The sequence below is a fragment of the Bacillus sp. EB106-08-02-XG196 genome (genome assembly GCF_013396335.1).
Classification (GTDB): domain Bacteria; phylum Bacillota; class Bacilli; order Bacillales; family Cytobacillaceae; genus Neobacillus.
Map to the genome: position 1 here is coordinate 95,061 of NZ_JABWSY010000019.1, position 24,001 is coordinate 119,061.

Annotated in this window: 30 protein-coding genes; 7 read left to right on the forward strand and 23 right to left on the reverse strand. The window is 36.6% G+C overall.

The genetic code is table 11. The annotated features are described in order from the left end of the window. Positions 1 to 50 precede the first annotated feature (50 nt). Entirely contained in the window at positions 51 to 527 is a 477-nt protein-coding gene (locus MLOOGBEN_RS24690; protein ID WP_179160939.1) for an N-acetyltransferase, read from the forward strand. A 152-nt stretch (positions 528 to 679) separates the two neighbouring features. On the opposite strand, the gene MLOOGBEN_RS24695 is transcribed toward MLOOGBEN_RS24690, so the two are convergent. The 4 genes from MLOOGBEN_RS24695 to MLOOGBEN_RS24710 all read right to left on the reverse strand — a co-directional run bounded on the left by MLOOGBEN_RS24695 (position 680) and on the right by MLOOGBEN_RS24710 (position 3,034). Beyond that, positions 680 to 1,303 carry an RsfA family transcriptional regulator gene (locus tag MLOOGBEN_RS24695; protein WP_179160940.1) on the reverse strand — a complete coding sequence of 208 codons (624 nt, stop codon included), beginning with the start codon at positions 1,301 to 1,303 and terminating at the stop codon, positions 680 to 682. 82 nt (positions 1,304 to 1,385) lie between these two features. Next, positions 1,386 to 2,150 (reverse strand): enoyl-CoA hydratase/isomerase family protein, encoded by a 765-nt coding sequence (locus MLOOGBEN_RS24700; protein WP_179160941.1) that lies wholly within the window; start codon positions 2,148 to 2,150, stop codon positions 1,386 to 1,388. 100 nt (positions 2,151 to 2,250) lie between these two features. Then, on the reverse strand, positions 2,251 to 2,424 hold the full coding sequence (gene rpmF, locus MLOOGBEN_RS24705; protein WP_063251584.1) for a 50S ribosomal protein L32: 174 nt from the start codon (positions 2,422 to 2,424) through the stop codon (positions 2,251 to 2,253). A gap of 82 nt (positions 2,425 to 2,506) precedes the next feature. Continuing rightward, a complete protein-coding gene (locus tag MLOOGBEN_RS24710; protein ID WP_095247757.1) occupies positions 2,507 to 3,034 on the reverse strand; it encodes a YceD family protein in 528 nt (175 codons plus the stop codon). 259 nt (positions 3,035 to 3,293) lie between these two features. Between MLOOGBEN_RS24710 and MLOOGBEN_RS24715 the strand changes: the two genes are divergently transcribed. Then, positions 3,294 to 4,511, forward strand: coding sequence for a nucleotidyltransferase (locus tag MLOOGBEN_RS24715; RefSeq protein WP_179160942.1), 1,218 nt, complete (start codon positions 3,294 to 3,296; stop codon positions 4,509 to 4,511). 24 nt (positions 4,512 to 4,535) lie between these two features. Here the strand turns inward: MLOOGBEN_RS24715 and MLOOGBEN_RS24720 are convergent, their stop codons facing one another. After that, positions 4,536 to 5,555, reverse strand: a complete 1,020-nt coding sequence (locus MLOOGBEN_RS24720) for a SepM family pheromone-processing serine protease (RefSeq protein WP_179160943.1) — start codon at positions 5,553 to 5,555, stop codon at positions 4,536 to 4,538. A gap of 6 nt (positions 5,556 to 5,561) precedes the next feature. Continuing rightward, positions 5,562 to 6,341 carry a patatin-like phospholipase family protein gene (locus MLOOGBEN_RS24725; RefSeq protein WP_179160944.1) on the reverse strand — a complete coding sequence of 260 codons (780 nt, stop codon included), beginning with the start codon at positions 6,339 to 6,341 and terminating at the stop codon, positions 5,562 to 5,564. 214 nt (positions 6,342 to 6,555) lie between these two features. Here MLOOGBEN_RS24725 and ylbJ point away from each other — a divergent pair, with 214 nt between their 5' ends. Next, positions 6,556 to 7,782: a sporulation integral membrane protein YlbJ gene (gene ylbJ / locus MLOOGBEN_RS24730; protein ID WP_179160945.1), complete on the forward strand. Its 1,227-nt coding sequence runs from the start codon at positions 6,556 to 6,558 to the stop codon at positions 7,780 to 7,782. A gap of 22 nt (positions 7,783 to 7,804) precedes the next feature. On the opposite strand, the gene coaD is transcribed toward ylbJ, so the two are convergent. Next, a complete protein-coding gene (gene coaD / locus MLOOGBEN_RS24735) occupies positions 7,805 to 8,287 on the reverse strand; it encodes a pantetheine-phosphate adenylyltransferase (protein WP_179160946.1) in 483 nt (160 codons plus the stop codon). Between the two features lie 13 nt (positions 8,288 to 8,300). After that, positions 8,301 to 8,861, reverse strand: coding sequence for a 16S rRNA (guanine(966)-N(2))-methyltransferase RsmD (rsmD, locus tag MLOOGBEN_RS24740; RefSeq protein WP_179160947.1), 561 nt, complete (start codon positions 8,859 to 8,861; stop codon positions 8,301 to 8,303). A gap of 365 nt (positions 8,862 to 9,226) precedes the next feature. On the opposite strand from rsmD, the gene MLOOGBEN_RS24745 reads away from it, so the two are divergent. Further along, a complete protein-coding gene (locus tag MLOOGBEN_RS24745) occupies positions 9,227 to 9,616 on the forward strand; it encodes a DUF7147 family protein (protein WP_179160948.1) in 390 nt (129 codons plus the stop codon). 32 nt (positions 9,617 to 9,648) lie between these two features. Here the strand turns inward: MLOOGBEN_RS24745 and MLOOGBEN_RS24750 are convergent, their stop codons facing one another. The 5 genes from MLOOGBEN_RS24750 to MLOOGBEN_RS24770 all read right to left on the reverse strand — a co-directional run bounded on the left by MLOOGBEN_RS24750 (position 9,649) and on the right by MLOOGBEN_RS24770 (position 12,295). After that, positions 9,649 to 9,924, reverse strand: a complete 276-nt coding sequence (locus MLOOGBEN_RS24750; protein WP_179160949.1) for a YlbG family protein — start codon at positions 9,922 to 9,924, stop codon at positions 9,649 to 9,651. 480 nt (positions 9,925 to 10,404) lie between these two features. Next, entirely contained in the window at positions 10,405 to 10,848 is a 444-nt protein-coding gene (locus tag MLOOGBEN_RS24755; protein WP_179160950.1) for a YlbF/YmcA family competence regulator, read from the reverse strand. Positions 10,849 to 10,906: 58 nt separating this feature from the next. After that, positions 10,907 to 11,293, reverse strand: a complete 387-nt coding sequence (locus tag MLOOGBEN_RS24760; RefSeq protein ID WP_179160951.1) for a hypothetical protein — start codon at positions 11,291 to 11,293, stop codon at positions 10,907 to 10,909. Between the two features lie 346 nt (positions 11,294 to 11,639). Continuing rightward, positions 11,640 to 11,879 carry a YlbE-like family protein gene (locus tag MLOOGBEN_RS24765; protein ID WP_179160952.1) on the reverse strand — a complete coding sequence of 80 codons (240 nt, stop codon included), beginning with the start codon at positions 11,877 to 11,879 and terminating at the stop codon, positions 11,640 to 11,642. A gap of 17 nt (positions 11,880 to 11,896) precedes the next feature. Next, positions 11,897 to 12,295, reverse strand: coding sequence for a YlbD family protein (locus MLOOGBEN_RS24770; RefSeq protein ID WP_179160975.1), 399 nt, complete (start codon positions 12,293 to 12,295; stop codon positions 11,897 to 11,899). Positions 12,296 to 12,434: 139 nt separating this feature from the next. On the opposite strand from MLOOGBEN_RS24770, the gene MLOOGBEN_RS24775 reads away from it, so the two are divergent. Together MLOOGBEN_RS24775 and MLOOGBEN_RS24780 are read left to right on the forward strand one after the other, a co-directional pair. Beyond that, positions 12,435 to 12,923: a PaaI family thioesterase gene (locus tag MLOOGBEN_RS24775; RefSeq protein WP_179160953.1), complete on the forward strand. Its 489-nt coding sequence runs from the start codon at positions 12,435 to 12,437 to the stop codon at positions 12,921 to 12,923. Between the two features lie 23 nt (positions 12,924 to 12,946). Then, positions 12,947 to 13,315 (forward strand): hypothetical protein, encoded by a 369-nt coding sequence (locus MLOOGBEN_RS24780; protein ID WP_179160954.1) that lies wholly within the window; start codon positions 12,947 to 12,949, stop codon positions 13,313 to 13,315. A 34-nt stretch (positions 13,316 to 13,349) separates the two neighbouring features. On the opposite strand, the gene MLOOGBEN_RS24785 is transcribed toward MLOOGBEN_RS24780, so the two are convergent. Next, a complete protein-coding gene (locus MLOOGBEN_RS24785) occupies positions 13,350 to 14,381 on the reverse strand; it encodes a CAP domain-containing protein (protein WP_179160955.1) in 1,032 nt (343 codons plus the stop codon). Positions 14,382 to 14,583: 202 nt separating this feature from the next. Continuing rightward, on the reverse strand, positions 14,584 to 15,018 hold the full coding sequence (locus MLOOGBEN_RS24790; protein ID WP_179160956.1) for a CBS domain-containing protein: 435 nt from the start codon (positions 15,016 to 15,018) through the stop codon (positions 14,584 to 14,586). A gap of 166 nt (positions 15,019 to 15,184) precedes the next feature. Here MLOOGBEN_RS24790 and MLOOGBEN_RS24795 point away from each other — a divergent pair, with 166 nt between their 5' ends. Continuing rightward, positions 15,185 to 15,544: a YugN family protein gene (locus tag MLOOGBEN_RS24795; protein WP_179160957.1), complete on the forward strand. Its 360-nt coding sequence runs from the start codon at positions 15,185 to 15,187 to the stop codon at positions 15,542 to 15,544. Between the two features lie 271 nt (positions 15,545 to 15,815). Here the strand turns inward: MLOOGBEN_RS24795 and MLOOGBEN_RS24800 are convergent, their stop codons facing one another. The 8 genes from MLOOGBEN_RS24800 to cyoE all read right to left on the reverse strand — a co-directional run bounded on the left by MLOOGBEN_RS24800 (position 15,816) and on the right by cyoE (position 23,660). Beyond that, positions 15,816 to 16,988, reverse strand: coding sequence for a GNAT family N-acetyltransferase (locus tag MLOOGBEN_RS24800; RefSeq protein ID WP_179160958.1), 1,173 nt, complete (start codon positions 16,986 to 16,988; stop codon positions 15,816 to 15,818). 87 nt (positions 16,989 to 17,075) lie between these two features. Then, the gene (locus MLOOGBEN_RS24805; protein WP_179160959.1) at positions 17,076 to 17,540 is read right to left on the reverse strand and encodes a DUF420 domain-containing protein; all 465 of its coding nucleotides are present in this window, start codon (positions 17,538 to 17,540) and stop codon (positions 17,076 to 17,078) included. Between the two features lie 96 nt (positions 17,541 to 17,636). Then, on the reverse strand, positions 17,637 to 18,545 hold the full coding sequence (ctaG, locus tag MLOOGBEN_RS24810; protein WP_179160960.1) for a cytochrome c oxidase assembly factor CtaG: 909 nt from the start codon (positions 18,543 to 18,545) through the stop codon (positions 17,637 to 17,639). A gap of 125 nt (positions 18,546 to 18,670) precedes the next feature. Next, positions 18,671 to 19,006 (reverse strand): cytochrome c oxidase subunit IVB, encoded by a 336-nt coding sequence (gene ctaF / locus MLOOGBEN_RS24815; RefSeq protein ID WP_179160961.1) that lies wholly within the window; start codon positions 19,004 to 19,006, stop codon positions 18,671 to 18,673. Positions 19,007 to 19,010: 4 nt separating this feature from the next. After that, the gene (locus MLOOGBEN_RS24820) at positions 19,011 to 19,640 is read right to left on the reverse strand and encodes a cytochrome c oxidase subunit 3 (protein WP_179160962.1); all 630 of its coding nucleotides are present in this window, start codon (positions 19,638 to 19,640) and stop codon (positions 19,011 to 19,013) included. After that, positions 19,640 to 21,511: a cytochrome c oxidase subunit I gene (ctaD, locus tag MLOOGBEN_RS24825; protein WP_179160963.1), complete on the reverse strand. Its 1,872-nt coding sequence runs from the start codon at positions 21,509 to 21,511 to the stop codon at positions 19,640 to 19,642. Before ctaD ends, MLOOGBEN_RS24820 begins: the two co-directional genes overlap by 1 nt. Before the next feature lie 32 nt (positions 21,512 to 21,543). Further along, on the reverse strand, positions 21,544 to 22,599 hold the full coding sequence (coxB, locus tag MLOOGBEN_RS24830; protein WP_179160964.1) for a cytochrome c oxidase subunit II: 1,056 nt from the start codon (positions 22,597 to 22,599) through the stop codon (positions 21,544 to 21,546). Positions 22,600 to 22,721: 122 nt separating this feature from the next. After that, complete coding sequence (gene cyoE, locus MLOOGBEN_RS24835; RefSeq protein ID WP_179160965.1) at positions 22,722 to 23,660, reverse strand: heme o synthase; 939 nt, start codon at positions 23,658 to 23,660, stop codon at positions 22,722 to 22,724. Between the last annotated feature and the right edge of the window lie 341 nt (positions 23,661 to 24,001).

The window sequence follows — 24,001 nt, forward strand, 5'->3', positions numbered from 1 at the left end:
AAATGAATATATACAGTTCTTATGCAAACCAATTCTTAGGGGGCTAAATTATGGTAATGAAGGTTGAAAAATTAAAAGTAAATTTTAAAACACTAGAGGAATTTAAAAAATTTAAAGAATATGGAATCCAAGAGCTTTCTATGCTCGAGGATTTAGAAGCAAATATGGTTGATAATGATAGCGACTCTCCTTTTTACGGGATCTATTTCGGAGACAAACTAGTAGCCCGTATGAGTCTATATCAAATTAATGCGAAGTTTGATCGTTATTTCTATCCTCCACAAAATTATTTAGAACTATGGAAGCTTGAGGTTTTACCAGAATATCAAGGCAAGGGTTATGGGAAGGAACTTGTAGAGTTTGCTAAAGGCTTGGGTCTCCCAATTAAAACAAACCCAAGAGTACAATCAAGAAACTTTTGGGAGCATATGAACTTTACAAACGTTGAATACGACATGGAGCGCGACAGAGGCGAAAACCCACTTGTATGGTATCCCGAAGGTGTTGAACCAGCTCATAACGAATAAAAGCGGAAGCGTCTTGCTCAGGGGCGACAGGCATAAGACGAGCCGGCGAGAAGGTTGGTCTTTACCTTCTTGACGGATTGGCTTATGACCCCGAGCCCCTTGGCGCTGCAGCTAGACAGATAAAGAAAAGCGGACAAATTGTCCGCTTTTTGCTATTTTTCAACTCTTTCGAGGTTTCCGTTCTTATCCATTTGAAATTTTACTTTTTGTTGTCTATCTTCTTCTTGCAAGACAACCATTTTTCGTGCTCTTTCCATAATTTCAATTAAAGAACGGTAGTCCTCCTCGATTGCTTTTAGGTTTTTTGATAATCTTTCATTTTCGGCTGCAAGCGAATAAGATTTCTTTTCAAGATCTTTAATTTTTTGAATAGACTTCTCTTTCGCCTCCTCGATGCTTGACGCAGCAGAAGCTTTCTTATGAAGGTCATCTAAGAAGTGCAGCACGGATTGGAATGTAACACTTTCACTCATGGATAAAGCAGGTGATGCCGCCTCTTCATTGGTTAACTCTTTTTGATAATCTTTTTCCGCAGACACGCCCTGTTTTTTTAATTCCTTCCGCTGTTTTTTTGCAAGTTCAATTCCTGATTTATATTGCTTCCTTACAAACGAATTCCAGCGGAAACCGCAAGCAGCGGATGTTCGAGACAGCTGTTTCCCCACTTCTTCAAATGCTTGGAGCTGTGTCCCGCCTTCTCGAATATGTCTTAACACAACTTCAGCTAGCAATAAATCTTCATCTTGGGACCATGCATCTTGGCGAGTTGGTGACATAAGTCAAATCCCTCCTAGTGTTTTTATTCATACATATGCATCTACTAGAAAAGATAGACTGATTAACAGATTGTCTTTATTCTTATTTCTTCGTTTTTTTACTAATAAAGTTTTGGACATATCTATGATGGGAATCACTTTCCCATAGAACACTACAATTATTGACTTCTTCTTCTATTCTTTCTGGAAGCTTACTTTCCTTCCATTTTCGAATCCACATCATTTTATATGATTCTAATACACTTAATTCAACAGCTAACAGTTTCTCCAAATAGGCTTCACAGGAAGAGATGGGGTCCTTTGAATATATAAAGTCTATAAAACCGGCTTCTTTTAAATATTCAGCAGTTTGAATATCAGCTTCCATTAAAAGTTTCATACTGCCTGCAGCTGGTAGTTTTTCTGCTAAAATCGTGCCCCCGCCCCAACCAGTGGTAATTGCTTGTTTACCCTGAACAAATCCAGCTTTTACCCCTTCTCTCGCTAAACGGAAATCACAGGCGGCAGCAAGCTCACATCCCCCGCCGATGGCCGTACCATTAATAAGAGCAATTGTTGGTTTCGTCATTGTCAGTATCGAAATAAGAATTTTTGACATTTTTGAAAGCATTACATAGGCCTCTTCTTTTGTTTTAAGCTGGTGGAATACAGATAAGTCACCGCCTGAACAAAAAGCAGTGTCACCTTCCCCTGTAATAACAAGCGCCTTAATTGAAGGGTCATCAGCTAATGAAATGGCTTCTGTTAATCCCTGCATGACATCATAATTAATCGCATTTCTTTTATCACTTCTTGCGATTGTAAATAATAAATAACCACTATCCCTTTTCTCAATGGTATATGACAAGCTGCTTCCACCTTTCTTTTCTGTTTGTATGTATATAAAATCTCGGGTAACGACAAAAGCACAAGGGCATATTGCGCCTTGTGCTTTATCCTAATGGAAATTAGTCGTTAACAACGTCTTTACCCTTGTATGTTCCGCAAGCTTTACATACGCGGTGTGAAAGTTTCATTTCACCACAGTTTGGGCAGCTTACCATACCAGGTACGTTTAATTTAAAATGTGTACGACGTTTTCTTTTTACAGTTTTAGAAGTCCTTCTAAAAGGTACAGCCATTCTTCCCACCTCCTTAAAGAGTATTAAGAAAGTAATGAAGGCCAGGAATGCTGGTTCTTCACTTTGCTTCTTGTTTTGCTGATTATGATTCGGAAGAAGAATTGTTTTTGTCAAAAAACTTTGCAAGACCTGCTAGTCTTGGATCAATCTTCTTAGATTGATCTTGATCATGAACAACTTCCCAGTCCTTACCGGATTGTGGTGCAGCATCTTCATGATTAACATCCTCACAGAACACCTGCATTGGAACTTCTAGTAAAAGGATTTCTCTAATGACTGGCATTAGATCAATTACTTCCCCTTTTACTTGATATACTTCCTCTTCAGTTTCATATTCTGAACCTTGTAAGAGGAAAGTTTCAGTTGTGTCGACATTAATCGGAAGCTTTACATCCACTAAAGTACGAGAACAAGGTAAGATTAAATAACCTTCTATTTTCAAATGAAATGTCACTTTTGTTGAATCAATGTCACCCCGACCGGTAATATGCATCGGAGATACTTCACGAATCGATGGATCCGTTTCAATAATTTCATCAACTCTAATCGTATCATCAATCAGAAAATCCTTGTTTCGATATTTTTGTAATTGGCTTAATGTCCATTTCAATTGAATCACCCCAAGGCAACAAAGGTAATTATAGCCTTCGATTAAATTTTTGTCAATGTTTTTTCTTTACACCTAAAAACGTGATTTTCATTTTATTTTTTTCCAAAACACTTTCTTCATACTAGCTTACCCAGTTCAATCCTTTTACAATCTCCGCTTACCATTATTATGAACGAATATCTTATTATGGTAGTTTTTGCTATAATACGTTTACCGTAAAATTTACCATGATATTAAAAAAATAAGGAGATATTTACTCATGAAATCTGTTGGTGTAATTGTTGAATATAACCCATTTCATAATGGACATGCCTATCATCTGCAAGCAGCAAAGGAAACAGCTCATGCTGATCTTGCTGTAGCTGTTATGAGTGGAAATTTCCTTCAACGCGGTGAACCTGCTCTAGTTTCTAAATGGTATAGGACAAAAATGGCTCTCCTTAGCGGCGTTGATATTGTCCTAGAACTTCCCTATCAATTTGCTACTCAAAAGGCTGAAACCTTTGCAAATGGTGCAGTCTCGGTTCTAGATGCCATCGGGTGTCATTCACTATGCTTCGGAAGTGAAAGCGGTGATATTTCAACCTTCCAGCAAACAGTGGATTATATGGAGCTGCATAAAGATTGTTTAGATGAAAAAATAAAAATGAATATCAAAACAGGTGTAAGTTTCCCTAAAGCATTATCGTTGTCTTTTCAATCATTGTCAAGTACTGAAAACCTATTAAGTTTAGATAAACCAAATAATATCCTTGGTTTTCATTATGTAAAAGCGCTAAAACTGCAAAAAAGTTCAATCATTCCACTTACGATAAAGAGAAAAAATGCTGATTACCATGATGAACACTTTGCCACTGAGACCATCGCAAGTGCGACAAGTATACGAAAAGCACTCTTTACTTCTAACAATAGCTCCATTGAACAATATGTACCTAATACTACAGGCACATTGCTCAAAGAATATTTAAATGAATATGGGAATTTTCATGAATGGGAAAATTATTGGAGTTTTTTACGTTTCCGCCTGCTCCATAGCAATCCAGAAGAACTAAGAGAAATTTACGAGGTTGCAGAAGGAATAGAAAGCAGATTAATAGCAGCAGCACTAGAGTCCTCTACCTTTAAAGAATTTATGGAAAAAGTAAAAACAAAACGCTATACTTGGACCAGAATTCAAAGGATATGTGTCCATATCTTAACCAATACAAAAAAAACAGAAATGAGCGGTACTTTAGAAAAAGCTTCTTATTTAAGACTATTAGGAATGACAAAAAGAGGAAAAGAATACTTAAATAAAAATAAATCACAATTTAATCTTCCACTCATTTCAAAACTATCAGCTTATAAAGAAAACGATATTTTACTCGATATTAAAGCATCACGTGTTTATTCCTGCGGGTTAGGAAAACAATATGGGAACATCCTGTTACAACAAGAATTTAAACAACCGCCTATTTATGTAGAATTAAAAAGATGATGCCTCCCTGAGGCACCATCTTTCTTATTTCATAGGTAATTTCTGCAAGTAATTAATCGCATCATCAATTAAGTCTACCGGGACAATCTTCATTTTGGAATCAATTTCAATTGCTGTCTTAACCGCTAAGTTGTAATTGGAATCACTGATTCCCTTTTCATTTGGGGCAAAGAAAATTTCTGCCCCTGCCTTGTCTGCAGCAACAATTTTTTGGTCAATCCCCCCAATAGGTCCAACTACTCCTTTGGAATCAATGGTCCCTGTTCCTGCAATTTTGTAGCCTTTCGTAAAGTCCTCTTCCATTAACTGATCATAGATTTCTAATGCGAACATCAATCCTGCCGAAGGACCGCCAATCTCGTCTGTCTTAACGGTTACTTTGGGATTCACAATAATTTCCTTATCATCAACCAAAGAAATCCCAATACCAACCTTCTTTGGTTCCTCTTTGAAAGCCTGAAGCATAACTTTTACTTTCTTCGTTTTATTATTCCTCATAATCGTTAATTCTACTTGATTGCCAGCCTTTTTGCTGCCAACAAATTCGATAAAGCTTTCAGAAGATGTAAATTTCCGACCATCAACCTCAATTATACGATCGCCAGGAAGTAATTTTCCCTCTGCTGGCATATCAGGTACTACCTGAACAACGTAGACACCCTTATATTCGTATTCAACTGGATAACCGGCCTTTTTATAAGCTACTTCAATTGCATTCAGCTTCGATCCTGCCATCATGTGAAGCTGCCTTGCGTTGTATTCATCCTGCGTTTCCGTTTCATGTAAAATGTCATCCACAGGATAGAGTTCAACATAGTCAAAAAGCATAGCCTCCGCATAAGAATAGATATTGGCTCTTCCCATTCTTACAGTTGTAAGCATAAAGCTGCCCTTACCTTCTTTTCGGTCGTCTACCTGAATGATGGGGGCTAGTTCTTTGGCAATACCCGGTTTTGATACATAAAAAGGTAATGAAAAGAAAATGCCCGCAATCATCAGCAATGCTATAACTATGGAAGAACCTGTAAATATTTTTCTTCTCATAGCATTTTACCCCTTCCATCCCTCTATAACATATTTTATTTGTTCTATTTGTTTTTTTGTTTCTTCTTCTCCAAGAGTAATGATTTCGTCGATATTTGTGAATGCACGGGAGCTATAGACCTCAACTGGCGGACGAATCATGATATCAGAAGCTATCTCACGATTAATAAGGATTTCTGTTTGCATAATATCAATACTCTGCATAATAACATCATAAATAGAGGTGATTTCCGCATTACGCTTTACCCTCGATACGTCAACAGCAATCACAATATCTGCACCCATTTCTTTCGCAACGGATACTGGAACCCTATCTGACACTCCACCATCCACCAGGATTCTTCCGTTATATTTTTCAGGGACAAAAATTCCAGGGATAGCTATACTTGCTCTGACAGCCTCCGCCACGGGACCTTGCTTAAACACAACTTTTTCACCAGTAAGTAAATCGGTTGCTACAATGCCTAAAGGAATGGATAAATCCTCAATATTTTTACCGTGAGTAAAAACCCTAATAAAATCCTTCACCCTTTTCCCTGCAATAAAGCCCATTTTCGGAACAGTAAAATCTAAAAAATATTTTCGTTTAAATGCAGTTGATAATTTATATAAACGGTCGATTTCAATGCCTGCCCCATAAAAACTGCCTACTAGTGCTCCCATACTGCTGCCGGCGATTATATGAATAGGAATTCCAGCTTCCTTCAAAACTTTTATGACTCCTAAATGGGCAAATCCCCGTGCTCCTCCAGAACCAAGTGCTAATCCTATTTTAGGACGCTCCATAGCATTCCCTCCTTTTCATAAGCTTTAAAAGCATTATGACAATACAAAATATGTTAGGGGAATCTCGTTCAATCTTATGGTCTAATTTAGCGTTATATGAGTATATTTGTGTTATATGGGGACAAGGCCTGATGATTAAACAAATGAATAATCCTTATTTTAACATTATTTATTTATACAGTATAACAAAACCCTCGGAGAGGAGGCTCTTTCTTTGCTTCAATCTAAAATAAAAACAATATTTTTATCTATATCTGCTATCATTTTAGCTGGTTCCATGATTGCATATCCTAAGGAGTCTTTTGAAGCCTCCATCCGTGGACTTAATATGTGGTGGGAAATTGTTTTTCCATCATTGTTACCGTTTTTTATCGTATCTGAAATGTTAATTGGGTTTGGGGTAGTCAAGTTTATTGGTGTGTTATTAGAGCCGCTCATGAGACCTTTATTCAGAGTTCCTGGTGTAGGCGGGTTTGTTTGGGCAATGGGAATGGCTTCTGGATTCCCGGCAGGTGCTAAGTTGACTACAAGGCTGCGCCAGGAAGGTCAGTTAACCCAAATTGAAGCAGAAAGGCTTGTTTCCTTCACAAACTCCTCAAATCCATTATTTATCTTTGGCGCGGTTGCAGTTGGTTTTTTCCATAATCCTCATTTAGGAGTCATTTTAGCATTGGCCCATTATTTAGGAAATATTTGTGTGGGTCTTATGATGAGGTTTTATGGCAGGGAAACCCCCGATAAAGCGAAGGACAAACAAGGAAAATTCATACTAAGGTCTGCTTTCTCAGCACTTCATCAAACAAGAATAAATGACAACCGCCCCATTGGCAAACTTCTAGGCGATGCCGTAAGTTCTTCCATTCAAACTTTGCTAATGGTTGGAGGATTTATTATATTATTTTCAGTTATCAACAAGCTTCTCTTTCATCTACATATTACTGCTGCGCTCGCAAAAGGTTTTGATCTTGCTCTTTCATCATTATCATTTCCTGATATGCTTAGTATTCCTTTCATTTCAGGATTATTTGAAATTACAATGGGAAGTGATTTAACAAGCCGTGTCGGGGACGCTACTTTACTCCAGCAGGCGATTATTACAAGCTTTATCCTAGGTTTTAGCGGTTTTAGTGTTCAAGCGCAGGTAGCCAGTATTTTAGCACAGACTGATATTCGCTTTAAACCGTTCTTCTTTGCAAGAATTGCACAAGGGATATTCGCAAGTTCTTTTGCTTTTATTTTGTGGAAACCCATTTATGTTCGGTTCTATCAAACAGAACAGCCATCTAATGCAATCCCGGTTAGTTTTTTTGAAGAAGGTACATGGATGCATACTTTATACCATAAAATTATTGAACTTGGACCAATCATTACCATCCTTTCCTTGTCGTTATATGTATTGCTCTTGTATTTTCAATCAGTAAGAACACCAAAAAAGCCTTAGGTTCCCCTGAAGGCTTTTTACGTTATCTGTTAAATTTTTTATCTAGTGCATTTTTCACAACAGGTGGTACAAGCTCTGAAATATTGCCATTGTATTTTGATACTTCCTTAACAATACTAGAGCTTAAGAAAGAATATTGGCTATTAGTCATAATAAAGAATGTTTCAATTTCATCATTTAGCACTCTGTTCATGGAGGTTATTTGCATTTCATATTCAAAGTCTGAAACCGCACGTAATCCGCGAATGATAGCATTCGCATTAACTGACTTAGCATATTCAACAAGGAGTCCAGAATGTTCGTCGACCTTCACATTTGGAAGATCCTTTGTTACTTCTTTTATTAGACTTATCCGCTCCTCAACACTGAAAAGCGGGTTTTTTGATGAATTATTCATGACACTCACATAGACCATATCAAATACCTTTGCGCCTCTTCTGATGATATCTAAATGACCAAACGTGATTGGATCAAAACTCCCAGGACAAACAGCAATACTAGCCACAAAAGACTCCCCCTTATTCCTCACTATGCTGCGAATAAATTGTAATCGCAATCATTCCATACTTTTCATGCTTATATTGTGAAAATTCCCCTGCACTTACTGGTAATTCAACATCATGACTATGTTCGCAGATTATGTAACCGCCATTTTTTAATAACCTATATTCCGAAATCTTTTGCATTAAACTGAGTAACTGCTGCTTTTTATACGGCGGGTCTAAAAATATGTAATCAAAGTGAATTTCCCTTTTTACTAAGGCTTTTAATGCTCTGTCTGCATCATTCCGGTACACTTCCGCCTTATCCTCCATCTTACATGCTTGGATATTCTCATGGATGGTTTGAATCGCCTTGGCGTCCCGGTCGACAAAAATGACTTTTTCTACACCTCTGCTTAGCGCTTCCAATCCTAATCCACCGCTGCCAGCGAATAGGTCCAGTCCTAATCCACCTTCAAAATATGGTCCAATCATATTAAATAAGGCTTCTTTTACTTTATCAGTTGTTGGTCTTGTTGTATTTCCAGGGACAGCTTTTAAGGCTCTTCCTTTACAAACTCCTGAAACGACTCTCAATATTATCACCACAATTTTTTCTATATTCTATTTTTAACATTATCCTATCATAATTGACTAAACTAGCCAACTTGTCGGATTATTTTGCGAAAAATTATTTTAAATACGTATAAGCTTGAGCGTTGTGGAAATAATGTAAGTAACAACATCAATTCGAGGATGTTGTTGCCAACCGCGGAGAAGACTTACGTTTCCCCATAAGTTCTTCCTCCGGTTTCTCCTCTCCCTTTGCCTTCTATCCTTTATCGAGGATGTAGAAGGACCCTGCAGATGTATGTCTGCAGGGTTTTTTCTTTTGTTTAAAGCTTTATATCCAAAAATATGATAAAGTATGGAATAAATTCTTAAACAAAGGAGAGTTATCTTTGATACAACGCTTTATTGAACTAGGTGAGGGTTATTCGGATATATATGAGTTACTTGAACTAGCGAAGGCTAATCAACACCGGCTTCTTCATATGATGGCATTTCATACAGAAAAGAATGATAAGCAAGTGACATCTCTTGCAGTCGTTTTGCAGCTCACAGATCCTGGAAAATTCCAAGCACTTTATATTTGCCGTGAAGGTATCCCTAATCCAAACTTTACTCCGAATAAAAGATATGATTTATTTCAGCAGACTGCAGAGGAACTTGGAAAGCAAATCATTCAATTATCAGTTAAACCATCTGCCATTTTCCATGAAAAAGACTTGTACTATCAACATTTAATTGCAATATTGAGACTAAATCATTATATAAAACCGTTACATTAAAAAAGCTTCAGCGCGTTTGCGCTGAAGCTTTTTTATATACCCATTTTATAATCATATTCTTTTGCTTTATCTGGTGATGAATTTTCAAATTCCATCTTTAAGAAAGGCTTATATGACGGTTCTACTTTCTTAACAAATGAAAAGGAATTTATTTTTTCCATAATCACATCAAGTTCATCTTGATTACAATAAAGTACAACATATTTTAATTTTTTTGAAACGTAATGAACATTCCCAAAACGTCTTAACATCTTTGCTTGCTTTAAGGAATATAGCCAAATAACCAATCCTTGCCTTTGAACGAACATACTTATTTTCCCCTTCAATAAACCATCATTTTAATAAGTCTAGCATATTAAAACTCTCTTTTTCAATTCAAACTTTACTGATGATTCGGTAATTTTACCAAAACTCCAAAGGATAATGGTGATTCATATGGATTTAGAGCCAATTTGGCAGCTATTTATTAAGAAACTCTCAACGAATAAAAGTATTACAAATGTACACTGGAAAAAAATAACTGGAATCCCGTTTTTATATATTACCATAACCCCTAATTTATCTCAGCAGACTCTTGAGGAATTCATTATCAAGTGTTCCATTGTAGCAATGAAGGGTCACCGTTTGCACAGTGAAACAATTTTTGTGAGGCAGGATGGAGTTCTTTTGGTTTATCGGCACCGGTTTTATGTACCTCAAGAAAAAATGTTTTGCTGCGGGAACCTATGCGTTGATTGTACGCGGTTAAAAAGGTAAAAAAACGGCTTAATCAGAATTAAGCCGAATTTTTATGCTGAGCAACCGCAGCTTCCACCACCGCCACAGCCAGCGCCATGGGAATCAGAATGGAAAAATGGGTTTCCTGTAGGAACCTTAATATGTTTAGAAACTGCCCCTCCCACCTGCATACTGATTTCATCGAGCAGATTTTGCAGGTCATTTTCTGCTAATTTGAATTCAGCTACATGTGGATCTAAGTCCATATCCCGTTTATATTCACGAATTTGACTCATTACCCTTTTATAATCTGGATGATATTTGCCAAACCGCTGCACCTCTTCATAAAGCTCCTTAAGGTTTACAAAACGGTTAATCTTCTCTTGCGTTTCTTTATTCGACTGCATCTTATATAGGCAAATCTGATATTGTTCTAAAATGTCAGATTCAAAAACCATTTGTGCTAATTCCTCAGCGTATTCTAATAGTTCTACTCTTTCTGATGTAGCTAGCATGTAAGCCCACCTCCATTCACATTTTAACATGAATGTATGCTGAAAGTGAAATAAACTACTACTTAGGGATATTTACCAAGAACTCATTTGTTAATCCGTATGATTTGTTGTGCAAATCTACAACCTCCAATTTAACCTCATGTTCCCCTGGAGGAAGACCTTTAATGATAAAGGCTGCTGCGTTTACCTCCCTCGTTCTTTTCCCATCTACCCAAACTACCAGCTTACCTACTTTCTGACCCTTTTGATCTGATTGCCGAAAGCTGATTCCAGATAAAATACATTCAACAAATACATCTTTGCCATTCGTTTTGGATTGAACAAAAAACGAGGGCGCCTTGTCCGAATATTCACTGAATACCGGTGATGCAGTTGAACCTTGGAAGCCAGAAAGGATACTAACTAAAAATATAGAAAGAATGGTTAATTCCATGTACTTTTTCAAATCATCACTCCTTTTACCTGTATTGTTCACCTCGTTTATTTTTTTTACTCTTTACTTTTTTAACGAAAGGCTGTGTTAAATTGGGCTGTTGATTTGTGCTCCACTAAGGAATGCTACCTCGAATAATCACCGCAGGGACAGGCCGTCTCTGCCTGTCCCGAGGCGCTTCGCTTTCCGCAGGCGGTTCGGGAAGCCTCCTCGACGCTAAAGCGCCTGCGGGGTCTCCCCTGTCCCGTCCTCCTGCAGGAGTCTCGCGCCTTCCGCACAAATCAACAGAGTTCTAAGATCAACAGTTACCTTTAACACAGCCTAACGAAAAAAAGACCACAAGCTAAGTGGTCCATCATCAATCTTGGTCTTTCATAGACTGAAGCATGTAAAACATCATGGATGCCATTTGTACATTATTTGTAAATTTCTCAACCTTGTGTGGAATGGTTTTTTTATAGTAATGAAGTGACTCAATTTCTAAAGTCTGCAAATCATAGGGGTTCCTAGATAACTTTCGATACCATAGCGGCTGTTCTCGTATAAATTTCTTTAATTCTTTTTGGCCATTTAAATATTCTAGTACATCTCTTCTCATGGAAACTTTCCCTTCTGTTAGTCTTTACGAAATGAAAAAGGATGTTTGTGTTCAACTTTTAATGGGGCCTGTTTAGGTTGACTGCCCTGAAATTGGGAAAGTACGCCTTGAATAGCCCCTAGCGCTTGACTTAAGTTATTAACATAATGCTGAATTTGATTGTGATCCATTTTTTGTACGGTTCCAAGGATTGTTGATATCCAGTCTCCATTTTTATCCTCTTCCTTTTCAGCACTAGGACTAGTTTTAACCCCTAATGTTTCCCAACGATTATCTTCTTCTCCAAGTAGATACCAATCTTCATATAACTCCTGCCAAGTTGAATTCCCATTCCGTACTTCCTTAATTAACGCCGGGTTGTTTTTCACAAACTCTTTAAATTTAATCACGGAAGGATGTAAATTTTTTTGCATAATACTTCACCCCTGCCCAAATCCAATGTGCCTATTATACGATATGTGCTAAATTAAAAATTGTGAAAAAACTACTTGCTGTAAAAATTATATTTATAATGGTAAGATGACTTCAGAATGAGAAACGAGAGAGGGATTACTGATGAAAGATGCACTACATGAATTATTAAACAATTGTATTGAAAAAGGATCTGAAGAGGATTTAGATGCACTTGCCTATTTATTAGAAGGATTTCAAAAGAAAATTGATAAAAAGTATACACAATATATTGATGGGCTCATACATATGGAGAGAAAAATAGATAAAGAAAAGAAAACCTGTGAAATCACTGTGCCATTAAATGCCGTTTGGAATAATTCATTAGATATGGTTCATGGAGGAATCACTGCCACTCTGCTTGATACTGTTATGGGGACAGTTATAAATGCCATCCTCCCAGAAGGTTATGGAGCGGTAACAAATCAATTGAATATCCATTATATTGCTCCTGGAATAGGCGACTCACTCCTTTGTAAAGCTGAAATCATTCATCACGGCAGCAAGACGGTTGTGATTTCAGGAGAAGCTTTCCGCTCGGACGGAAAAAAAATAGCCCATGCAACAGGAACGTTTTTTATTATTCAAAAATAGGGTAAACGAGGAGAAAGAACAAAATGGTTACTGCGGTTGTCATTCCCATTCTTTGCCTTTACTTCTTTTGGTTTACTAGAAAAGAAATGAAACTAAATGATAGTAAGTGGCTAGCAGCTGCTGATGTAGCAAAAGAAGCGGTTCTGACCGGTGAAATAAAAAGTATTAACCAAGAAAAACAACGTTTTTATTATCATCGGTACATACTTTTATATGAACTTACAGTCCAAACCGAAACAAAATTAATAAAAGCTAAAAAAATAATCCCAATCAGAAATAATATTGAAATTGATACTTTTTCGGTTGGGGAGGTATTAAGAATATATGGCAGCTGGGAAGGAAATCATTTTCATTTTAACGAATACCAACTGGTGCATATAGATAAAAAGTAAAAAGGTGACTAGCTAGTCACCTTTTTACTTTTATCTAATCCTCAGATTTTTGAATAAAGTTTTGTGTATAATATTTTTGATACACTCCAATACCTAGGTGAGTGAAATCCTCATTTAATAATGACTCCCGGTGACCTTTACTATTTAACCAGCCCTCGGCCACTGCAGGACCATCAGTGTAATTAGCAGCAATATTTTCACCAGCAGACTTATAGGCAACTCTAGCAGCCTCTAGTCTATCGGAAAGACTGCCAAACTTCTTAGAGGTATGGGAGAAGTCATTGTTATCTGACATATCCTTACTATGACCATAGGCTACTTCTGATGTCTCCTCATCCCATTTTAAACTTTTCACATTATGCCTTATCCGCATAACATTGGTGATATCATGTATTTCTTTCTCAGTTCCTTCCTCAATGACTCTCCACATCTCTTCACTAGGCTCAAGCGCTTCAATTAATTCACCGCTATAGACTAGTTCGTAGGGACGCTGTTTAATTAAGGTTTCATCGTTCAAAAAGCGTACACTGGAGAGGCTGCCAGTAAATTTGTCTATATATAATTGGGCAAAAACATCTCCCAATTTTATTAATGGACGAATATTCAAATCAGTATCATTCAATTCAAAACGATAAGAATTCCCCTTAAACTCAATATCTATATTTGTATCAATAGACTGCGTATTAAAAATTTCCTCAATTGGCTGTCCTATTTTAAATGGTGAAACATCCAAATTATCGCCTATTGCAAATACCGTTACCACTTTGTTATTCTCCACACCAACCTGGACATAACGGGAGTAGTCAGTATTATAAATATACCATTGATACCCATATAAAGATTCATCGATTCTTTGTGGTTCACCTAGGATTCCTTTTAAATAGGTGAGATTTTGACCAACGAGTAAGCCCATACCACTGTTTGGATGTTCACCAGACGTTTTCTCTTGGATATTATTTTCCCGATTTTGATATAATGAATTGTTCATTTCTAACGTATGTTCATCAGTAATTAAAACTTCATTATCGCCATTTTCATTTATACTTGCATAAAAACCAATGGTCACGAAAATCGACGCTAGGATGAGGATTCTGAAGAGAGTACGCAGTTGTATTCACCCTCTCTATTACATTTCATTCATAATATGTCTTATTTTAATTATTATATCACCATTATCATTGTAAGTAATAGAGAATATTAAACTTGTCAGAAAAATATAATTTATGTAAAAAAACAGATACACCATTTTGATGTATCTGTTCTTCCTATTAGTGTTGTACCCCATTATAATTTTGCTCTGAGATTTCTGTAAGTGCTTCTTTCGCTTGATCATCTGTCAATTCTCTAATTGCAAAATCTCCCAGAGAAACAATACCAATTAATTTATCCCCTTCGACAACAGGGAGCCGGCGAATTTGGTTCTCTGCCATTAAATTTGCCGCCTCCTTGGTTGTAGAGTCTGCAGATATTGTTACAAGTTTACTACTCATAATATCTTCCACTTTTGTTGAACCTGGGTGTTTTTCAGCAACGCCTCTCACCACGATATCACGGTCGGTAATCATACCTACAAGCTTATCCTTGTCAACAATGGGAATAGCTCCAACATTTAATTCCTTCATCTTTACTGCCACTTCAAAAACATTATCCAACAACGTGCAACACTCTACATTATCTGTCATAATATCACGTATCTTTTCCAATTCTACGCCCCCATTTTTACATAGTTTTGCTTTACCATTTTCTTATGTTTACCAAAAAGGAATGATTTATTCGATGATGTATTCATTGCAAGTTTACACATTTTCAACTATTATTAAATTGAATTAATTTGCTTAGGTTAGGCATTGTTTCTAGGAGGGACTAATTATGAGATTCGAGAATACTGGCTATGAAAAGATGAAAGCTGATTTAAACCGTTTAGATGATGTAATGCTTGAGTACGGTTTAGTTCGAGAAGGTCAGTGGGATTACGACCGTGTTACATACGACCGTAAGTTTGAGTTAAAAGAAGGAACATTTTACTTACGAGTTCAAGGCTTTGCTGTAGAAGGAAATGTTGATTCTAATAAGGCCGTTATCGAGTTAATAACGCCATTATTAGGTAAACATTATTATCCTCACGGAGTAGAATATGGTGAAGGGGAAAACTTCCCAACATCGCTAGTAAATCAATGCAAGAAAATTCTTGAGGGTGTAAAATCCGAAGTTGATAAATTTGCTTTGTAAGCAAAAAGACGCATGAATACCATTCATGCGTCTTTTTTTATTTGGGCTGCGTTCAAGCTGAATGTTGATTTTACTGTGTTTGGAAAATAAGCGGAGTTTTTCCGCTTATGGTATCCAAATCATTGGATTTTGTCTTATTTAAAGCAGGTAACCGGAATATTTCCGCTTATATCGGCTTCTTAAGGTTCCTTTATATCAATAGCCGGAAATTCTCCGCTTATGAATGATCAACCCTACACGAAAATCAACAATGAATCATAACATAGCCTATTTAAAAGAAATCATAAAAATATGGCTTGTTTTGTGGGAACAGTTTTTCTAAAACTTCTATTTCTGTTTCTTGACACTGTATGTAACCTAGTTCAAATAATTCTGCAGGGCGTTTGTAACCAAATAGTAACGCGGTCAATGAATTAATATCTAATCTTACACCTCGTTTAGGAGGCTGAACACAATTACTTCCTTGCTTGTCTTTATAAACTTTTACTTCTCCATCACTAAGGAGATAGGTGCCATTGTTCCAAGGCGCATATTCATCTTCAATGTGCAGGAATACCTTATTATTGATGTTATTAAAAGGATATTTATTTAGGCATTGCTCAGCATCGACAACACGTGCCATAAAATAGGGAGTAACCTCCATCTTTACTTTTGGTTGATGCATGATAAATGGCAAAAGCTCATGGTTTGAAGTTAGTATGCTGACGTTATCAACCATAGAGTCATGCTGACAAATAAAATTCCACAATCCGCACCTTGCCTCTCTATTTAACGCAACAAACTCTTCAACTTCCATTTTACTCTCTTTTACTTCAAATAAGATGTACCCTATTGGTTCATCATTTTTGTTGTAGTAAACGGCAATCTTACCCTCACCATAAATGTTATTCGTCCACCACGATTTCTCACGAACAAGCATCCCCATATAATTATTACTGTACTGAGCATAAACGGCTTCTATATCAGGATGATGGCTGTCTTTTGTAAACCGCTTAATGGAGCCAGGCTGATTTTCTAAAAACTTAAGATCCTTTTTCTCAATAAGCAGCTTCTTATTTTCAGTAAATACTTCCCAGCCGAATTTTCGGTAAAAGCTAATATCAAAGGGGTGTAATAGTGAAACAAATTGCTCTTCATATCGCATTCTTTCTAATGCTGTTATTATTAACCTTTTTACATACCCGTTTCTTCTAAATTCAGGATATGTTGCAACCCCTGCTATACCACCCATTTTCCATTGTTTATCCTTCATATTAATATGATAAGGTATTATATGAAGCTTGGCACAAAGACTATTATCCTCCCACGCTCCTATTACTGTATGTCGTTTCAGCATTTCTAGTCTTTGAGCAACACGATCCTCAGGTACTTTGTATTGAAAAGCATACATTGATAGCTTAAGTGATTCTAAATAATCCTTTTCCTCAAGTTCTTTGATTTCCAAGTCCATCACTCCCTTTATTAAAATATTTCTCTTAATAGCCAGAAATTCCTTTCATAATAATACAAAAAAGTGCCATTGCAGGCACTTTTATATTCCTAATATTGCTTTTATCGTCGAGGTTGTTTCTCCTCCCGTGTAAAAAACATAAAGTAATAAGTATACGGCCACACCAGTGATAGCTGTAAAAAACCAAATGACACTTGTAATCGGACCTAGTTTTCGATGTTTGGTTAAGTTATTTTTATAACCTGTATAGAGTGTCACAATTCCAAAAACTGCTCCAGTGGTTGCTAAAGTGATATGAAAAATTAAAAAAATTGTGTAATAAATTTTTAAATTGTCTGGACCGCCAAAGGCCGTATTTCCAATAAAAATAGTTCTTGATGCATAAATGATAAAGAAAATAAGTGCAAATATTGCAGCTGTAAACATTGTCTTTTTATGTGCTTCTATTTTCCTTTGTTTAATTTGCCACCAGCCAATCGCTACCGTAATAGCACTTAAAACGATAAAGCTGGTACTTATCGTAGGTAATATTGCTAGGGAATTCATGGAATTAGCCTCACTTTTTTATATTTTCTACAATAATTTTAGTTTAGTTATCCCTTTTTTTCAATAAAAAGAAAATCTCCCAGTCAATTGGGAGATTTATTCGATAAGCGAAGGCTTCAGAGTCGACTGGTTCAGCTCATTATCAGAGTCAGCCTTATCCTTTCGGTACCATTCAAAGAATACATGTCCTAAGATTACACCATAAACAATTTCTTGAATAATCTTCATTAAAACTCCACCGAGCTGCTGATCATGTAATAATGACATCGAACTAAATAACTCTGGACCACTAATGCTCAAACCTGCAAATGTTGCTGGTCCCACACAAAGACTCATCACCTGTGCCCATACTTCGGGATCAGAATAGGTTGCATAGATGGAGCCGGGTGCAAATATGATTAAGGCACATGCTGGAGTAATTAAGATACCATCCGCAAAAATATAACCAACCTTTTTTAATCCACTTAATCTTTGATGTTCTGGAACGGGGTTTATTAACGGCCACCACATCAAAATCGCAACAATAAAAAGAAGAGACGAGTAGCCAGCATGGAACCAGAAGTTTTGCATAACGCGGTCAAAAATCATTGGTATATGATAAAAAGAAAACAATCCATTAAAAACAATTAATGCTATAAGTGGTTTTGTGAAAAACTTAAACAAAGCATTAATTAGCCTTACTTTGAAAAGCTTTCTCCAAATCCAAACCGGAATACCAAAGATAAATATTGGCGGTATGACAAGCACTAGGACTGCCATTTGAATCATATGGACGTAAAACATTAAATGAGCCATTAAATCTAATGGAGACCCTTTTATAGCATAGATTAGTGAAATCGATAGCAAAAATAACCCCGCTTGCTTCGTTGTTAGTGGTTCACTATCAACAAACTTGCGGCGGAATTTAATTGTAATTAAAAAGTATACTGCAGTTATTGCAAGCAGACATAATAGAAAGTACGGGCTCCAAAGTGCTTTAAAGCCAAAAATACCTAATGTAAGCACCGCATATCACCTCTAAATAGTAGTTAAATCAAAATTATATTATATACGTTATTCGACGTCTGACAAAGAAATAAAACAAGTTTCCTATAAAAAGAAAATCGGCATACGCCGATTTTCTTTACTGTTTACCACCAAATAATTGTTGTAAATGTTAACACTGTCACTAAGCCAACAAGCAAGCCTGAATAAAGAAACAAAGATGGTGCCTCATGTCCTTTATGACTCATATGCATGAAATAGTAAAGCTGGAAAATAACTTGAACAATCGCTAGTAAAAGAATAAACGGCACGATAAACCAAGCCGAAAATCCTTTAACAGCTACTACAGCAAAAGCAATTAACGTTAAGAAAATCATCAAAGCAAAAGATACAACTTGATGTCTCATTTCTTCAGCGCTTTTTTTTCGACGATATTCAATGTCAACTCTTGGATTCCCTGAATTTAATTGTGAATTTGCCATCAGTTTATCCCACCATTCCCATTAAATAAACTACTGTAAAGATAAATACCCAAACTACGTCAATAAAGTGCCAATACAAACTTGCAACGTAAAATTTAGGAGCATTGTAAAGGTCCAAACCGCGTTTATAATTGCGAACAATTAATGTTGTAATCCATAATAGACCAAATGCAACGTGACCACCGTGGAAACCAACTAATGTGTAGAAAGCAGATCCAAATGCACTGCTTGTAAACGTATGATGATATTCATGCACATAGTGGGTGAATTCATAAATCTCTAATCCAAGGAAGCCCAAACCTAAAAGTAAGGTAAGTATTAACCAAAGATTCATTTTTTTAGCATTAAAGTTCTTCATGTGATACATAGCATAAACACTTGTTAAAGAACTTGTTAATAAAAGCATTGTAGCTACAAATGTCAAAGGCAAGTCATACAAATCTTTCGCTAATGTATGTGTTGTATCAGGTACTTTGTCCTTAAGTGCTAAGTAGGTAGCAAAGAGAGAAGCAAAAAGCACCGTCTCTCCACCTAGGAAGAACCAAAAGCCTAAAAATTTATTTTTTGCTTCAAGGGTTGATTTTTCAGGCTCTGCAGGCCATGTTTCATACGTTAATTTATCTTCTGCTTGCATTATGCCTTAACCCCCTTATCCTCGTCATCAATCAATTCTTCTTTATGAATATGGAACCCATGGTCATCCTTAACAGAACGTAAGAACATAGCTCCAAAGGTGATCAATAAACCAATAATAAGAACTGGTACTGACCATGCTTTATCATCCATGTTAAACAATGCACCAAATGCTGCAACGAATAAACCGAAAGCAATTACAAATGGCAGGAATGATGAATTAGGCATGTGAATATCGCCTAACGGTTCTGCAGGAGTCATTCCTTTTTTGCCTTCCATCTTTTCTAACCAGTAAGCATCTAAACCACGAACCAATGGAAGCTGTTTAAAGTTATAGAATGGCGGCGGTGAAGGTATTGCCCATTCAAGTGTTCTTCCATCTCCCCATGGATCATTTCCAACGCGCACATTTTTCACTGATGTCATGATGACATTGTATAAAAGGACGAGCACACCTAATGACATGAATACTGCACCCAGTGAACTAATTAAGTTTGAAAGTTCAAATCCTTGGCCCGGAAGGTATGTGAATACACGACGCGGCATTCCCCATAAACCTAAGAAGTGCTGAATAAAGAACGTCATATGGAAACCAATAAAGAATAACCAGAATGTGATTTTTCCTAATGTTTCATTTAACATTGTTCCAAACATTTTCGGCCAGTAAAGGTGAGTTCCTGCGAGAATCGCAAATACTACACCGCCAACGATAACGTAATGGAAGTGAGCGACTACGAAATACGTATCATGGTATTGATAGTCAGCTGCTGCTGATGCAAGCATTACCCCTGTTACCCCGCCGGCAACGAATGATGGAATAAAGGCTACAGCATAATGCATTGGAGTGGTGAATTTAACGCTTCCGCCCCACATTGTTAATAACCAGTTAAATATTTTAATACCGGTTGGTACACCAATTGCCATAGTCGCAACAGCAAAAATCGCATTTGCTACTGGCCCAAGTCCAGTAGTGAACATGTGGTGAGCCCAAACCATGAAGCCTAAGAAACCGATTAATACAGTTGCGAATACCATCGAAGAGTATCCGAACAAACGTTTTCTTGAGAACATTGAAAAGATTTCCGAGAAAATACCAAAAGCAGGAAGTACTAGAATATATACTTCTGGATGTCCGAAAATCCAGAATAAATGCTCCCAGATTACAGTGTTACCACCCATAGTTGTTACAAAGAAGTTCGATCCAAACATACGGTCAAACATCATTAATACTAGACCGACTGTTAGTGGTGGAAATGCAAATAGAATTAGTGCAGAAGTGACAAAAGTAGTCCATGTAAACAATGGCATCCTCATATATGTCATTCCTGGAGCACGCATATTAATGATTGTTACTAAGAAGTTAATACCACCAATCAGTGTCCCTAGACCTGATATCTGTAAACCCAATACGTAGAAATCAACGCCATGACCTTTGGAGGCCATTGCAAGGGACGCATAAGAAGTCCAACCAGCATCAGGTGCACCATCAAAAAACCATGAAAGGTTTAGAAACACTCCTCCGAAGAAGAATAACCAAAATCCTAATGCATTGACAAACGGAAATGCGACGTCACGCGCTCCAATTTGCAATGGCATTACGGCATTCATAAAAGCAAAAACTAGCGGCATGGCTGCAAGGAATATCATTGTTGTTCCATGCATGGTAATAATTTCATTGAATAATCCTGCACTAACAAAATCATTATTTGGTACTGCAAGCTGGATGCGGATAAACACAGCCTCTAGTCCGCCAACTACAAAGAAAAATCCACCTGCAATCAGATATAGGATGGCGATTTTTTTATGGTCAACAGTCGTTAAATAATCCCATAAAGTCGCGCCGAATCCTTTTTTTTGTGCGTAGGTACTCACGCTTTTTACCTCCCTTTCTACCGAATCCCCTATTATTCCTGGACTTTTAATCCCATTAAATATTCTGTTACATCATTAATCTGTTCTTCTGTTAAAGAATAACTACCTGTCATTAAGTTGCCTGGCTTGTATTTTTCAGGATCTGTAAGCCATTTTTTCAAGTCTTCTTCACTGTGATCCAATACACCTGCTATACGAGAACGTTCTCCAAAGTTTGTTAAATTCGGAGCACGTCTTGCTTCTGGCGGTGTACTATTTGCAGGTGTAACAGCATGGCAGCCTATACAACTATTATTGAAGATTTCTTGACCACGTTGAGCACTTTCTGTTTCTGCTAATTTTGGTTCTTCAACATCTTTCATATCTGCAACCCAGTTTTCGAAGTCATCACGGCTCATGGTTTTAACTTTAAAATCCATTAATGCATGTGATGGTCCACAAAGCTCCGCACATTTACCGTAAAATAAATCCCCAGCTTCTTCAGCCTTTTTGCTATCAAACTCTAACCAGAATTTATTAATATTTTCAGTATTTGTGTCAAGCTTACCACCTACGGCAGGAACCCAGAATGAGTGTTTAACATCAGAAGATATTAAATTAAAATATACCTTCTCATCTGTTGGAACCACTAAATCCTGTCCAGTCACAATACCTTGGCCTGGATATTCAAATTCCCACCAATATAAATTAGAGCGGACATTGATGACAAGCGCGTCTGAATCTTTATCATCCATTGGTGAAACATCTGCTAATTTAAATGTTGCAGATACTGTTGGAACTGCTAAAAGTAATAATAATAAAATTGGTACAACAGTCCAAATAATTTCAAGTTTGTGACTTCCTTCTACCTGCTTTGGAATCTTTTCATCCTTACGTCTAAATTTAAACAAGACGATAAAGAAGATTACCATTACAACTATAATAACCCCTACCATAATCCATGTACTTAGTGCCATCAAATCATATTGAATTTGCGCAACTTCACCAGCTGGCCTTAACGTCGATAGGAACGGTTCGCCGCATCCTGAAAGGATAAGCGAAAGAATCGCAAACATCGAAATTAAACGCCATTTTGCAAGCCTTTTCATAGCTAAATCATACCCCTCTTTCGCTAAATGAATTCTTTGATACTTTCTGTGATCAAAAATGTATGTAGTAGTATTCTTTCTTAAATATATATATTTCCCTTATTTAAGAAAGAACATTCTAGCTAAACCAATGTGACAATGACCATTGCGACAAAAATAATCGTTAAGTATTGCAATGAATACACAAACATTAGTTTTGCCCACTTAATATCATCTTTGATCTTATATCCATAAATCCCTAATACAAGCCAACCGATATTTAACACGGTTGCCAAAATTAGAAATGGGATTCCTAATGAAGTAAGTAATAAAGGTGTCGGCAATAATGCAGCTACCCATATTAAGATGTGTATCTTGGTTGTTTTAAATCCCTTTACTACAGGAAGCATCGGGATTCCCGCAGCTCTATATTCTTCTACCCGCCTCATCGCTAGTGCATAAAAATGGGGTGGCTGCCAAATAAACATAATAATGAACAGAGCCCATGCCATCATATCAAGATTTCCATCAACTGCAGCCCAGCCGATTAAAGGTGGTACAGCACCAGAAATACTGCCAATAATTGTGTTTGATACCAATTGCCGCTTAGACCATAGTGAGTAGAGCACAACATAACTAAAAACCCCAAGCAGTCCAATCACTGTTGCAGTTACGGTAGTAAACAATAGAAAAATTGTTCCTAGAACAATTAAGAAAACACCCAATCCAAGTACCTTCGAAGGAACTATTTTCCCCGTAACCGTAGGTCTTGATTTTGTTCTTTCCATTAAAGGGTCAATGTCACGATCAATAAAATTATTTATAGCGCATGAACCCGCAATAATTAGGGAGGAACCAATAACGGTAAATAAAACTATATCTATGTTGCTTAGAAAACTTTGACCACTAAAATGCAGGGCCAGCCAAATGCCAGTAAAAGTTGTTATAAGATTTGAATTTACAATCCCAATCTTTATAAGTGCCATAAAATCTTTCCACATAGTGGATTTTGCCATATGTGAATTAAGACCCGTTGAGCCATTTTCAATCGTTGCTTCACCGTATGCCTTTGAATTTGGCATCTTTCCCCCTCCTAAATATGTTGTAATTATTATTATAATCCCGATAGATAACTTTACCAAATTATAATAGTTATTTAAAAGCTATTATTATTTTATAATATTGTTATTTAAGGAACACTTTCTCTGTATATTAAATCACACTTTGGTGTATTTTTGTGAATTTTTTTTGAATAATTTTTGTCTAAATTGTGTCCGCGAGTATTTAATACCCATTATACTACATATTAGAATCTTTAGATAATAATATACACTCTAATTTAAGCAAAATCTAAACATTTCCTTTGTGTTATAGACAACAAAAGCAAATATTAAAGTTGTTATATATAAGTTTAATTAACCAA